Raw genomic sequence first — 12527 nt, 5'->3', positions numbered from 1 at the left:
TCGCAGATCATACCAACGGTCGAAAGACAAAGACCTTCGGTTCCGTTCTCGAGTTTTCGTCAAGCCCAAGGTCCCGGACTTCTGGTCTTGGCGTCGACAATGCGAGATGGGTCATCGGCCCCGTCGATCGCGGGCCTGCCCGAGATCGAGTCGATGCGTCGGCATCCTGGGCCGATGGCATGATTTGGTGACATCCAACGATTTCATGCCCTCCGCGTCATCCCGGGGGCTCGCCGCAGGCGAGACCCCGGGATTTGTCATCGCTGAGCGTGCCAGATGAGGTGGAGAGCGCTCCGCTTCATTCCGAGTCGTCAGCAATCATGGATCCTGGATTCCGCTGCGCGGCCTCGGGATGACAGGGAGGATGTTGTTTCGGTCAGGAGGAACAAGCGTCACTCCCCGCGCATCGCCGCAAGCGCGTCGGCGATCTCGGCCGCCGCCGCCCGCAGCGGCGCGACGAAGCGGGCGACCACGTCGGCCTCGCCGAGGGAGTTGCGCAGGTACATGAGGTTGAGGCTCCCGACCGCGACCCCGCCGATCAGCACCGGCACGCCGATCGCCGAGGCGACGCCGTTATAGGACGTGCGCGAGTAGTCCTTGTTCATGCTGGCGTATCCGTTGTCCCGCACGCTCGCGAGCAGCCGCTCGAGCCTCTCGGGATCGTGGACGACGGCGTTCCACGGGTCGTCCGACGCGGCGAGCACTGCCAGCGCCTGGGCGCGGGTCTTCGGGTCGCAGAAGGCCAGGAAGGCCATGCCGAGGGACGTGCCGAGGAGCGGCGCCCGGTAGCCGGGCCGGCGGTTGAAGTGCAGCACGCCCTCGCTGCGGCTGGTGCGCGCCACCACCATCGCGTCGCCGTCGAAGACCGAGACGTCGGAGGGCCATTGCAGCGCATTGTGCAGCCGCGCGAGGATCGGGGCGGCGGCGAGCGCCATCTCCTCGTGCTTCTGGTAGCCGCTGCTCAGTTCGAGCGTGCGCCCGGTGGTGACGTAGACGGCCCTCGTCGGGTGGCGCGCCACCAGCCCGGCATGGATCAGCGTCTCGAGCATCCTGACGATCGTCGGCCGGTTCAGGCCGGTCTCGCGGAAGAGGTCGCCGACGCTCGCCTCCTTGAGGCGGTTGAGCGCGAACAGGACCTCCAGCACCCGCAGGGCCGCGGTGACGGGCTCGAAGGACGGCATGCAAAAAACTCTCTCGGTCGACGCATCGGGGATCGAAGTCGGCGTTGCATCCGCCGCCGATCGGTCTACACTGTTTTGAACATGCATTTCAACTAATGAAATACAAAAGATCACGAACGGGAGGAGCGCGGATTTGGCGGGCGCGGAACAGACACGAGCGGCCACAGGACCGGAAGCGGAGCCGCTGGAGGCCCTGTCGGGACCGTTGCAAGGCTTGAAGGTCCTCGACCTCTCCCGCGTGCTTGCCGGCCCGTGGGCCTCGCAAGTTCTCGGCGACCTCGGTGCCGAGGTCTGGAAGATCGAGCGGCCGGAGACGGGCGACGACACACGGCTGTGGGGCCCGCCCTTCGTGCAGGGGCCGGACGGGCCGTCCGACGCCGCCTACTACCTCTGCGCCAACCGCAACAAGCGCAGCATCGCCATCGATTTCGGCATGCCCGAGGGCGCCGCCCTGGTGCGGCGGCTGGCCGAGCGGGCCGACATCCTGGTCGAGAACTTCAAGACCGGGGCGCTCGCCCGCTACGGCCTCGACTACGCCTCGCTGTCGGCCGCCAACCCGGGCTTGATCTACTGCTCGGTGACCGGGTTCGGCCAGACCGGGCCCTACGCCTCGCGGGGCGGCTACGATTTCCTGATCCAGGGCATGAGCGGCCTGATGAGCGTCACCGGCCGCCCCGACGACGAGCCGGGTGCCGGTCCGATCAAGGTCGGCCTGCCGGTGAGCGACCTGTTCACCGGCCTCTACGCCGCCACCTCGATCCTCGCCGCGCTCCACCACCGCAGCGCGACCGGCGAGGGCCAGCACATCGATTGCGCTCTCCTCGACAGCCAGGTCGCGGTCCTGGTCAACCAGGGCATGAACCACATCGTCGGCGGGCTGACGCCCGGCCGGCTCGGCAACTCGCACCCGAACGTGGTGCCCTACCGCGAGTTCCAGACCGCGGACGGCTACGTGCTCGTCGCCTGCGGCAATGACGGGCAGTTCCGCAGCCTGTGCGCGCTCCTGAACCTCCCCGAACTCGCCGCCGACCCGCGCTTTCGCGACAATGTCGGACGCCTGCGCGACCGCAAGGAACTCGAGGCGGGCTTAGGCGCCGCGATCCGGCAGTGGACCTCAGCCGACTTCTTCGCCGCCATGGAGGCGGGCGGGGTGCCCGGCGGGCCGATCAACCGCATCGACCAGATCCTCGCCGACCCGCAGGTCGCGGCCCGCGGCCTGCTCAAGCGCATGGAGCGCAGCGACGGCACGCCCGTCACGGTGATCGGCTATCCGAGCCAGCTGTCGCGCACCCCCGCCACATACCGGATCGCCCCGCAGACCCTCGGCGAGTCCACCGCCGACGTGCTGGCCTCGCTCGGAGTCGACGAGGCGGAGCGTGCGACGCTGCGGGAGAAGGGGATCATCCGTGACGGACGCTGATCCCCTCCCCGGCCTCGGATCGGCGCCGATCGCCTCAGGCCGGCAGCACCCGCCTCTCCTGCAGGTCCGCCAGCCACCAGGCCAGCGACGCCTCGGTGTCGATGCACTCGCCGAATCCCGCCTGGCGGATCTTGATCGTGCTGAGCAGCGACGAGGTCGAGTGGGTCCGCGAGAAGGCGAAGTCGGCGAATTGCCAGGAGGCGCCGACCAGCCGGTCGAGCGACAGGGGCCGCAATCCGTGGCGCGCGACGATCGCCTGCCAGGTCGCGGCTCGGCCCGGCATGATGCGGGAGAGCGGCATCGGGTGCGGCAAGCCGACCTCCAAGCGGAAGGCCCTGGCGATCACCGGCCAGAGGTTCTCCCAGGTGAAGACATCGCCGTTGGTCACGTTGAAGGTCTGGTTCGCGGCGGCCTCCGAGCGGCCGGCCCAGGCGATCGCGCGGGCCAGCAGGCGGGCATCCGTCGCCTCGGTGACGCGGGTGCCGACGCCCGGATAGACGAGCGGAAGCCCGAGCTCCCGGCTGATCGCCGCGTAGGCGCCCACCGCCGCGACCATGTTCATGGCGCTCCCCTCCGCGAAGCCGAACACCACCTGCGGCCGGAAGATCGTCCAGCTCCATCCCTTCCCGGCCTGCCTGTCCGCCAAAAAGTCCTCCTGCGCCCAGTAGAAGTTCGGGTGGATGTGGCGGGGCGCGCTCTCGCGGGCCGGGACCGGGATCTGGCCGAGATGAACCCCGTAGGCCTTGGCACCCTGGAGCAGGGCGACGTGGCGCAGGCCGGGGTTCTGCGGCTCCACCGCATCGAGGAGATTGGCGAGCATCGCCCGGTTGACGGCGATCTGGTCGTCGTCGAGCCAGCCGCCGGTCAGGTCCGGCTTCTCGAACAGGGCCGCGTAGACCACGTGGGTGAGGGTGCGGACCTCCGAGAGCCGCGCCCGGCACTGCGCGGCATCCGCAAGGTCGACGGCCAGGTGCGCCGCTCCCGTTGCCGGCTCGGGCGGGCGTCGCGACAGGGCGATCACCTCCCACCCGTCGCTCAAGTAATGCTCGATCGCTGCCCGCCCGACCAGGCCGCCAGCACCCGCAACCAACACCGTTCCTTTTTGGCTCATCGCGTCCTCCGCGCTGCGAACGCCAACATATACATATAGACAGCACCGAAAAACAATGTTATATCTTGAAAAATGAGCAAGTAACGCCAAAAAATACTTGCTCAACTCTGGGAGGAACGAACGTGTTATCGAGACGCAGCGTTCTGGCGGGGCTCGCCTCGGCCCCGCTCGTGCCGGCCTTCGCGCGGGCGGCGGATCCGATCAAGGTCGGGCTCATCATCCCGCTCAGCGGCGGCGCCGGCCGGCAGGGGCAGGACGTCACCCACGCCGTCCAGGGCATGGCGGCCCTGATCAACGAGAGCGGCGGCGTGCTCGGCCGGCCGATCGAGATCCTGGTACGCGACGACGAGAGCACGCCGGCGATCGGCGTCGCCAAGGCGAACGAACTCGCGGCGGCCGGCGTCGCGGTGGTGCTGGAGGGCTGGAACAGCCCGGTGACGCTCGCGATGCAGTCGGTCCTGGCGCGGGCCGGCATCCTCGACATCACGATGATCTCGAAGGCCGACGCGATCCTGGCCAGCGCCTCGAACCCGCTGGCGATCCGCCTCAACAGCGCCAACGTGCAGGACGCGGCGATCATCGCGCAGTATCTCGGCAGCAAGACGAAAAAGGCTCGCATCGTCTTCGTCACCGAGAACGACGCCTACGGCAACGGCGCCCAGCAGGGCATCGAGGCCGAATTCAAGAAGGCCAACCTCGACTACACCATCGCCCAGACCCTCAAGTTTCCGTTCCCGCAGACCGATTTCCGGGTCGAGATCACCAGCATCCGGGACGCGAAACCCGATTACGTCATCAGCATCAACGCCAACGAGGGCGCCGGCCTGCCGGCCTTCCTGCAGCAATACGCGCAAGGGAATGTCGGCGCGCCGGTGATCTGCACCGTCGGCACCGTCGGTCCGAGCGTGATCGAGACCACCGGCAAGGCCGCCAACGGGCTCCACAGCGCCGACATCTACTTCCCCGAGACCGAGCCGTTCGCGAGCAACCCCGAGAACAAGCGCTTCGTCGCGCAGATGCAGAAGCAGTTCAAGACCGAGCCGGACAAGTTCATGGCGCTCGGCGCCGCCTCGCTCCAGGTCTGGGCCAAGGCCGTCGCCAAGGCCGGCACCCTCGAGCGCAAGGCGGTCGCGGGCGCGATCCGCGGCCAGGAGATCCCCGGCACGATCTTCGGCACCGTGCGCTTCGAGCCCAACGGCCAGATGCAGCACCGGCACTTCGTGTTCACGGTGAAGGATGGCAAGATTGTCGTCGAGAGCTGATACGAGGCCGGTCCTCGCGGTCCAGGACCTGTCGGTCCGCTTCGGCGGGTTCCAGGCCCTGAAGGAGATGTCGTGGTCCGTCTCCGCCGGACGGATCCTCGGGATCATCGGGCCGAACGGGGCGGGCAAGAGCACCTGCTTCATGGCCGCCACCAACATGGTGTCGCATGGCGGCAGCATCCGGCTCGACGGGGCGGACGTGACGGGCAAGCCCGCCCACGATCTGCCGCGGGCGGGCCTGCGCCGCACTTTCCAGCAGAACGCGTTCTTCGGCGGCATGACCGTGCTGGAGAACATGGCGGCAGCGCTCATGGAGAGCCGCCCGAGCCCGCTCGCGCAATCGGTGTTCCTGCCCTGGATCGAGGCGCGGCGCCGGAACGCGATCGAGGAGGAGGCGAGAACCCACCTCCTCGCCTACCACGTGCCCGAGAGCGCCCACGGGCGGCTGCCGGGCGAACTCTCCTACGGCACGCAGCGCATGCTCTCGATCGCGCTCGCCGCCGCCCCCGGCGCCCGGGTCGTGCTCCTCGACGAGCCGGCGGCGGGGTTGGGCGGCCCCGACATGATCGCGCTCAGGGGCGTGCTCGAGCGGATGCGCGACGACGGCCTCGCGGTGGTGCTGATCGAGCATCACATGGACCTCGTGATGGCCATCGCCGACGAAGTCGTCGTCCTCGAGCTCGGCCAGGTCATCGCGACGGGCAGGCCCGCCGACATCCAGGCCGATCCGCGCGTGCTCGAAGCTTATCTCGGGAGGGCGGCGTGAGCGCGAGGCTCCAGATCGGCGGCCTGCGGGTCGCCTACGGCCAGGCCGAGGCCGTCGCGGTCGAAAGCCTCGTCGTCGAGCCCGGCACGCTCGCCGGGGTGATCGGCGCCAACGGGGCCGGCAAGTCGACGCTGATCAACGCGGTCGCCAACTGGTCGCGGGCCGAGCCGCGGATCAGCGGCTCCGTCCGGCTCGACGGGGAGGAGCTGACCGGGCTCTCCGCCGACCAGCACGTGCGCCGCGGCGTCCAGCTCGTGCCGGAGGGGCGCGGCGTGTTCATGGGCCTCTCGGTCGAGGAGAACCTGAAGGCGGTGGCCCGCCCGGGCGGAAGCCATGGCGGCCGCTCCTATGCGGTCGAGGACGTCTACGCCCTGTTCCCGCGCCTGCGCGAGCGGCGGACGAACCTCGCCGGCTCGCTCTCCGGCGGCGAGCGCCAGATGCTGGCGGTCGGCCGGGCGCTCCGCATGGCGCCGAAGCTCCTGCTCCTCGACGAGCCCTCGATCGGGCTCGCCCCGCGGCTGGTCTCGACGCTGCTCGCCACCATCCGCGAGCTGGTCGAGGGCGGGCTGACGGTGCTCCTCGTCGAGCAGAACGTGCACGCGGCGGCCGAGGTCACCGACGTGCTGCACCTCCTGGAGCGCGGCCGCGTGGTCGCCGCCGGCACGGTGGCGGAGATGCGGAACGACCCGCGCATCGTCGAGGCCTATCTCGGAGCGAGCCACGGATGAACGTCGCCCAGCAACTCGTCAACGGCATCATCATCGGCCACGCCTACGCGCTCGTCGCGGTCGGCTGGACGCTGCTCCTCGGCGCCGCGCGGCTCGTGAACTTCGGTCACGGCCAGATGTACATGATCGGCGCCTTCGTGGCCTGGTGGGTCATGGCGGCGACCGGCCTACCCTACCCGGTCGCGGTCGTCGCCGCGGTCCTGCTCGGCGCCGTCCTCGGGGCGGTGATGCAGCGCCTGTTCCTGCGGCTCACGCTGTCGCAGGACCTCGTCAGCCTGATGATCGTCACCCTCGGCTTCGGCCAGGCGCTCGAGGGCGCGGCCGGCCTCGCCTTCGGGCCGAAGCCCCAGACCCTGGCGAGCCCGTTCCAGGAGATGAGCGTCCATCTCGGTCCGGTCTGGTTCACCGTGCAGGACGCGATCCTCGTCGGTGCCACGATCCTGGTCTTTGCCGGCCTCTACCTCGCCCTGCACCGCAGCTGGCTCGGCGCCGCGGTCCGGATGGTGGCCGAAGACCCGCGGCTGACGACGCTCGGGGGCTTGCGGGTCTCGCGCATCTACATGGGCATCTTCGCCTTCGAGGGTGCGGCGGTCGCCTTCGCGGCGGCGCTCGTCGCGCCGCGCACGCCGATCCTCACCTCGATGGGCTTCGACCAGGTGGTGATGACCTTCGTGGTGGTGGTGCTCGGCGGCATCGGCAGCGTGCTCGGCAGCTACGTCGCCGGGCTAGGCATCGGCCTCTTCACCGCCTTGTTCGGCGCCCTCGTCTCGCCGGCCTACACGACGGCGGCGGTCTTCGCCCTGCTCATCGCCGCGATGGTGCTGCGGCCCGGCTCGCTCGCGGCCTCCGGGAGCTTTGCCCGATGACCCATCCCCTCACCCGCCTCGCCCTCGCGGCACTGCTTGCCGCCGCGGGCTTCCTCCTCCCGACGCTGCTCGGCGGCTCGACGCTCGTCTACGACACGCTGGTGGCGATCGCGATCTTCGCCGCGATGTCCTACGGCCTCGACGTGATCCTGTCGGATCTCGGCGAGATCAGCCTCGTCCACACCGCCTTCTTCGCCACCGGCGCCTACGCGGCGGCGATCCTCACCGTCACCTACGGCCTTGGCGCCTGGGTCGCGCTCGCGGGCGCGGTGCTGGCCGCCTTGTCGCTCGCCCTGGTGCTCGGGGTGATCACGCTGCGCACACGGGAATTCGCCTTCTCGCTCGTCACCTACGCGGCGGCGGTGGTGTGCATGAACGTGGCGTCGAACTGGGACTTCCTCGGCGGCTCGGACGGCATCGTCGGCATCCCGCCCCTCGACCTGTCGATCGGACCGCTCGAACTGACTGCCGGGCGCAGCGCCGAATTCTGGCCCTTCGCCTACCTGCTGCTGCTCCTCACCCTCTACGTCGTCCACCGCTTCCGGCGCTCGCGCCTCGGCCAGGCGGCGCTGATGGTCCACATGAACCCGCGGCTGGCCACGATGTGTGGCCTCGACAGCAACCGCATCCGGCTGCAGGTCTTCCTGCTCTCGGCGGTGATCAGCGCCGCGGCCGGCTGGCTCTACGCGTTCCAGCGCGCCTATGTCGGCACCGACCTGTTCGAGACCTACTTCCTGGTCCTGATGCTGACCGGGGTGATCCTCGCCGGGCGGCGCATCCTGCTCGGGCCGCTCCTCGGCACGGCCCTGCTCCTGTCCCAGAAGAGCTTCGCGTCGCTGGGCGCCTACGGCGACAAGCTCGTCCTCGGGGTCGTTCTCGTCGCCGTGCTCTGTCTCTGCCCGCGGGGACTGGCGAGCCTGTGGCCCAAGGTCCGCGGGTTCAAGCGCCGCCCCGCCCAAGCCCAAGCCCAAGCTCAAGCCGCGGCCGGCGCCGCGACGACCGAGATCCCAGCTGCGAGCACCCGCCATGCGTGACGCCACCGACGCTCGACCCGGACCGGAGGCCCGGTTCAAGGCCTTCCTCGCCGAGGGACGGTTCATGCTCCAGAGGAGCCGGTCGACGGGCCGCCACGTCTTCTACCCGCGGGGCGCCGTCCCGGGGACCGGAGAGACCGACCTCGAATGGGTTCCCGCCTCGGGCGAGGGCACCGTCTACAGCATCACGGTGAACCGCACCCGCGAGGGCGCCTACAACCTCGCGCTCGTCGACCTCGCCGAGGGGCCGCGGATGCTGTCGCGGATCGAGGGGGCCGAGACGGTGCCGATCGGCACCCGCGTGACGGCCCGCATCGCCACGATCGACGGCGCGCCCGCGATCGTCTTCGCCGTCGCCAGCCAGGGGGCCGCTTGACATGGCTCATCGTCTTCGCGGCCGCGCGGCGGTCGTCGGCATCGGCACGGCGGGACTCGGCGAGGCGCCCGGCCGCAGCTCCATCGAGCTCCTCGGCGAGGCCGCCCTCGCGGCGCTCGCGGATGCGGGCCTGCGCCTCGATGAGGTCGACGGCATCTTCGCGGCCACCGGCGTGCACGGACTCCCGGCGCTCTCGGCGGCGGAATATCTCGGGATCCGGCCGCGTGTGATCGAGGGCACCAATGTCGGAGGATCCTCCTTCGAGATCCACCTGCTCCAGGCCGCGCTCGCCTTGGACGCGGGCCTCTGCGACGTCGCGCTGATCGCCTACGGATCGAACCAGCGCACGGCGGGCGGCCGCCTCGTCTCGATGAGCGAGCCGCAATGGCACGAGGCGCCCTACCGGCCGCGCCACCCGATCACCGGCTACGCGATGGCTGCGGCCCGGCACATGCATGAATTCGGCACGACGCGCGAACAGCTCGCCGCCGTCGCCGTCGCGGCCCGGGCCTGGGCGAACCGCAACCCCGCCGCCTTCGCCCGCGGGCCGCTCACCGTTGAGGACGTGCTGGCAAGCCGCGTCGTCAGCGATCCGCTGAGCGTGCTCGATTGCTGCCTGGTCACCGACGGGGCCGCCGCCTGCGTGATGGTCCGGTCCGAGCGCGCCCGGGACCTGCGCCAGGCGCCGGCCTACCTGCTCGGGGCGGGCATGGCGACCTCGCACCGGTCCTTCGCGCAGATGCCGGACCTCACGACGACGGCGGCGTGCGAGAGCGGGCCGCGCGCCTTCGCGATGGCGGGCGTGGATCCCCGGGAGATCGACCTCCTGATGCTCTACGACGCCTTCACCATCAACACGATCCTGTTCCTGGAGGACCTCGGCTACTGCCCGAAGGGCGAGGGCGGGCGCTTCGTCGAGGGCGGCGCCATCGCGCCCGGCGGGTCGCTCGCGGTCAACACCAATGGCGGCGGGCTCTCCTGCGTGCATCCCGGGATGTACGGGCTGTTCCTCGTCGTCGAGGCGGTGACCCAGATCCGCGGCGAGGCCGGCGAGCGGCAGGTGCCGACGCGGCTCGCCCTCTGCCACGGCAATGGTGGCACCCTCTCCAGCCAGGCGACCGCGATCCTCGGCAGCCGAGACACTCTCTGAGACGCTGTCCGGAAGCCTCTTCCGGACAGCGTCTTACGAGCCCGGGACGGCGGAGCTTTGCTCCGCACACTTGAGCGAAGCAGAAATCCGCAATGCGAAAACGGTCCCGCAGGGATCGCCGGAAGCAATCAATCGGATTTCGGATGACGGGACGCCCCGATATGGCCTTCACGTACGACTCCCTGATGGGCCACCGCATCCCGGAGGTGCGCCAGCGCCTGACGGCCCGCGACAGCGTGCTCTACGCGCTCTCGGTCGGCTTCGGTCAGGATCCGCTCGACACCAGCCAGCTCGACTTCGTCGACGGCCACCGGACGCTCAAAGCGGTGCCGACCATGTCGGTGGTGCTGGCCCATCCGGGCTTCTGGATGGCCGATCCGGCGACCGGCATCGACGCGGTCCGGGTGGTCCACGGCGAGCAGCGCATCGCGATGCACCGGCCGCTCCCGATCGAGGGCGAGGTGATCGGAACCACCCGCATCACCGGGCTCGTCGACAAGGGCGAGGGACGGGGTGCCCTGATGTATTCGGAGAAGGAGGTGCGGGACGCCGGCTCCGGCACGCTGCTCGCGACGACGCGCAGCACCACCTTCCTGCGCGGCGATGGCGGCTTCGGCGGTCCCTCGGGGCCGGTGGCGGAGCCGCACGCCCTGCCCGGGACCCCGCCCGACAGCGTGGTCGAGATGCCGACCCGGCCCGAGCAGGCGCTCTATTACCGCCTCAACGGCGACGACAACCCGCTCCACGCCGATCCGGACGTCGCGGCGCGGGCCGGCTTCCCGCGCCCGATCCTGCACGGGCTCTGCACGCTCGGAATCGTCGGCCACGCCCTGCTGCGGACGCTCGGGGACTACGAGTCCGGCCGCTTCCGCGAGCTCGCCATGCGCTTCTCCGCGCCGGTCTACCCGGGCGAGACCGTCCGGGTCGAGATCTGGCGCGACGGATCGTTCCGGGCGCTCGTGCCAGAGCGCGACGTGGTGGTGATCAACAACGGGCGCGCCGTGTTCGCCGCGCCTGAGGAAGGAGTGGCACGGTGACCGGGACGAACCCTTCCGACGAGGCCGTGCTGCTGGAGCGCCGCGACGGCGCGGTCGCGATCCTGACGCTCAACGAGCCCGCCAAGCGGAACGCCCTCACGCCGGCGATCCGGGTCGCGCTCGCCGAGGCGATCGACCGCATCGAGCGCGACCCCGCCACCCGGGCGGTGGTGATCACCGGGGGACCGCAGGTCTTCAGCGCCGGTGGCGATCTCACGGCGATGCAGGCCGACGGACTCGCCGGCGGGCGCGACCGGTTCCGGCTGCTTCACGGCATCGTCCGGGCGATCGTGAAGTCGGGCAAGCCCTACATCGCCGCCGTCGAGGGCTGGGCCGCCGGCGCCGGCTTCAGCTTCGCGCTCCTATGCGACACGATCATCGCCGGCGAGGGCGCGCGCTTCGTCGCCTCGTTCCCGAAGGTCGGGCTGGTGGCCGATGCCGGCCTGCTCCACACCCTGCCGGCGCGGGTCGGCCAGGGCCGCGCCCGCCAGATCCTGCTCCACGCCAGCCCCATCGGGGCCCGGGCCGGCCTCGAGATCGGCCTCGTCGACGAGGTCGTGCCGGACGGTACGGCGCTCGATCGGGCGGTCGCGCTCGCCCGCGGCTATGACGGGCTGGCGCCGCTCTCGACCGCGATGACCAAGGAGTGGCTGGCCCGCGGGATCGACGAGGTGCTCGACTGGGAGCGCAGCGCGCAGGCCGCCCTGTTCCAGACCGCCGACCACCACGAGGGCAAGACCGCCTTCCTGGAGAAGCGCCGGCCCGCCTTCCAGGGACGCTGACATGATGGATTCTCCCACCGACATCCAGGCGGACGATGCCGGCGCGATGCTGCGCGAGACCGCCGACCGTCTGCTCGCCGACCGCCTCACGCCGCAGGCCCGGGCCCGATCGGCCGAGGGCGAGTGGCCCGACGACGTGTGGGCGGCCCTCGACGAGGTCGGCCTGCCGGCCGCCATCCTGCCGGAGGAGGCCGGCGGCTTCGGGGTGCCGGTCGCCGACGCCCTGGCGCTCCTGACGGTCGCGGGAAGCCACGCCCTGCCGCTGCCACTGGCCGACACGATGCTGGCCGGCCTCATTCTGGCGCGCGCCGGGATCCAGGTTCCGGCCGGGCCGCTCGCCGTCGCGCAAGGGTCGGACGTCAGGCTCGACAATGCCGGCCGCGCGACCGGCCACGCCTGGGGCGTGCCGTGGGGCCGGCACGTCCGGGCGGTCGTGGTCCTGGCGGACGGTCCCGGCGGGCCGGTCCTGGTCGCGCTGCCGCAGGCCGCCCTCACGGTCGAGCCCGGCACCGACATCGCCGGCGATCCGAGCGATGCCGTGCGCTTCGAGGCCGTCGCGGCGGAAAGCGCTCCGGCTCCCTTCGGTGCGGCCGAATTGCGGGCGGCAGGCGCCGCAACCCGCGCCCTGATGATGGCGGGCGCGCTCGGCGCCGTCAGCACCATGACGGTGGGTTATGCCAACGAGCGCCGGCAGTTCGGCCGCGCCATCGGCCAGTTCCAGGCCGTGCAGCAGAACCTCGCCGTGCTCGCCGGCCAGGCGGCCTCGGCAGCCGCCGCCGCCGGCCTCGCGGCGGAGGCGGTGGCGGCCTGGGCG

General features: G+C 70.9%; 13 protein-coding genes. 11 read left to right on the top strand and 2 right to left on the bottom strand.

Going from position 1 to position 12527, the window contains the following annotated elements; translation table 11 throughout:
* Positions 1-392: 392 nt before the first annotated feature.
* Positions 393-1181 carry an IclR family transcriptional regulator domain-containing protein gene (locus tag VQ03_RS09130; RefSeq protein WP_048450563.1) on the bottom strand — a complete coding sequence of 263 codons (789 nt, stop codon included), beginning with the start codon at positions 1179-1181 and terminating at the stop codon, positions 393-395.
* A gap of 214 nt (positions 1182-1395) precedes the next feature.
* On the opposite strand from VQ03_RS09130, the gene VQ03_RS09125 reads away from it, so the two are divergent.
* Positions 1396-2601: a CaiB/BaiF CoA transferase family protein gene (locus tag VQ03_RS09125; RefSeq protein ID WP_083467875.1), complete on the top strand. Its 1206-nt coding sequence runs from the start codon at positions 1396-1398 to the stop codon at positions 2599-2601.
* 34 nt (positions 2602-2635) lie between these two features.
* Here VQ03_RS09125 and VQ03_RS09120 read toward each other — a convergent pair whose 3' ends face one another.
* The gene (locus VQ03_RS09120; RefSeq protein ID WP_048450562.1) at positions 2636-3712 is read right to left on the bottom strand and encodes an SDR family oxidoreductase; all 1077 of its coding nucleotides are present in this window, start codon (positions 3710-3712) and stop codon (positions 2636-2638) included.
* A gap of 122 nt (positions 3713-3834) precedes the next feature.
* Here VQ03_RS09120 and VQ03_RS09115 point away from each other — a divergent pair, with 122 nt between their 5' ends.
* The 10 genes from VQ03_RS09115 to VQ03_RS09070 form a co-directional block, all read left to right on the top strand.
* Complete coding sequence (locus VQ03_RS09115) at positions 3835-4974, top strand: ABC transporter substrate-binding protein (protein WP_053078469.1); 1140 nt, start codon at positions 3835-3837, stop codon at positions 4972-4974.
* Positions 4949-5740, top strand: coding sequence for an ABC transporter ATP-binding protein (locus VQ03_RS09110; RefSeq protein ID WP_048450561.1), 792 nt, complete (start codon positions 4949-4951; stop codon positions 5738-5740). The genes VQ03_RS09115 and VQ03_RS09110 overlap by 26 nt, the downstream gene beginning before the upstream one ends.
* Positions 5737-6468: an ABC transporter ATP-binding protein gene (locus tag VQ03_RS09105; protein WP_048450560.1), complete on the top strand. Its 732-nt coding sequence runs from the start codon at positions 5737-5739 to the stop codon at positions 6466-6468. The genes VQ03_RS09110 and VQ03_RS09105 overlap by 4 nt, the downstream gene beginning before the upstream one ends.
* Positions 6465-7334, top strand: a complete 870-nt coding sequence (locus tag VQ03_RS09100) for a branched-chain amino acid ABC transporter permease (protein ID WP_048450559.1) — start codon at positions 6465-6467, stop codon at positions 7332-7334. Before VQ03_RS09105 ends, VQ03_RS09100 begins: the two co-directional genes overlap by 4 nt.
* A complete protein-coding gene (locus tag VQ03_RS09095; protein WP_053078468.1) occupies positions 7331-8368 on the top strand; it encodes a branched-chain amino acid ABC transporter permease in 1038 nt (345 codons plus the stop codon). The genes VQ03_RS09100 and VQ03_RS09095 overlap by 4 nt, the downstream gene beginning before the upstream one ends.
* The gene (locus tag VQ03_RS09090) at positions 8361-8744 is read left to right on the top strand and encodes a Zn-ribbon domain-containing OB-fold protein (RefSeq protein WP_083467874.1); all 384 of its coding nucleotides are present in this window, start codon (positions 8361-8363) and stop codon (positions 8742-8744) included. The genes VQ03_RS09095 and VQ03_RS09090 overlap by 8 nt, the downstream gene beginning before the upstream one ends.
* A 1-nt stretch (position 8745) precedes the next feature.
* Positions 8746-9894: an acetyl-CoA acetyltransferase gene (locus VQ03_RS09085; RefSeq protein ID WP_048450558.1), complete on the top strand. Its 1149-nt coding sequence runs from the start codon at positions 8746-8748 to the stop codon at positions 9892-9894.
* Between the two features lie 161 nt (positions 9895-10055).
* Positions 10056-10931 (top strand): MaoC/PaaZ C-terminal domain-containing protein, encoded by an 876-nt coding sequence (locus VQ03_RS09080; RefSeq protein ID WP_048450557.1) that lies wholly within the window; start codon positions 10056-10058, stop codon positions 10929-10931.
* Complete coding sequence (locus tag VQ03_RS09075) at positions 10928-11713, top strand: enoyl-CoA hydratase/isomerase family protein (RefSeq protein WP_048450556.1); 786 nt, start codon at positions 10928-10930, stop codon at positions 11711-11713. The genes VQ03_RS09080 and VQ03_RS09075 overlap by 4 nt, the downstream gene beginning before the upstream one ends.
* Before the next feature lies 1 nt (position 11714).
* A partial coding sequence (locus tag VQ03_RS09070) for an acyl-CoA dehydrogenase family protein (protein WP_053078467.1) occupies positions 11715-12527 on the top strand: 813 nt, incomplete at its 3' end.

This window comes from Methylobacterium tarhaniae (assembly GCF_001043955.1).
GTDB lineage: Bacteria > Pseudomonadota > Alphaproteobacteria > Rhizobiales > Beijerinckiaceae > Methylobacterium > Methylobacterium tarhaniae.
This window is presented reverse-complemented; position numbering and strand designations above follow the sequence as displayed.

What these genes read in the sequence shown, in the direction of transcription:
- VQ03_RS09130 (WP_048450563.1), bottom strand. Translation starts at nt 1,181, where the DNA reads ATGCCGTCCTTCGAGCCCGTCACCGCGGCCCTGCGGGTGCTGGAGGTC.
- VQ03_RS09120 (WP_048450562.1), bottom strand. Translation starts at nt 3,712, where the DNA reads ATGAGCCAAAAAGGAACGGTGTTGGTTGCGGGTGCTGGCGGCCTGGTC.
- VQ03_RS09110 (WP_048450561.1), top strand. Translation starts at nt 4,949, where the DNA reads ATGGCAAGATTGTCGTCGAGAGCTGATACGAGGCCGGTCCTCGCGGTC.
- VQ03_RS09100 (WP_048450559.1), top strand. Translation starts at nt 6,465, where the DNA reads ATGAACGTCGCCCAGCAACTCGTCAACGGCATCATCATCGGCCACGCC.
- VQ03_RS09095 (WP_053078468.1), top strand. Translation starts at nt 7,331, where the DNA reads ATGACCCATCCCCTCACCCGCCTCGCCCTCGCGGCACTGCTTGCCGCC.
- VQ03_RS09090 (WP_083467874.1), top strand. Translation starts at nt 8,361, where the DNA reads ATGCGTGACGCCACCGACGCTCGACCCGGACCGGAGGCCCGGTTCAAG.
- VQ03_RS09085 (WP_048450558.1), top strand. Translation starts at nt 8,746, where the DNA reads ATGGCTCATCGTCTTCGCGGCCGCGCGGCGGTCGTCGGCATCGGCACG.
- VQ03_RS09080 (WP_048450557.1), top strand. Translation starts at nt 10,056, where the DNA reads ATGGCCTTCACGTACGACTCCCTGATGGGCCACCGCATCCCGGAGGTG.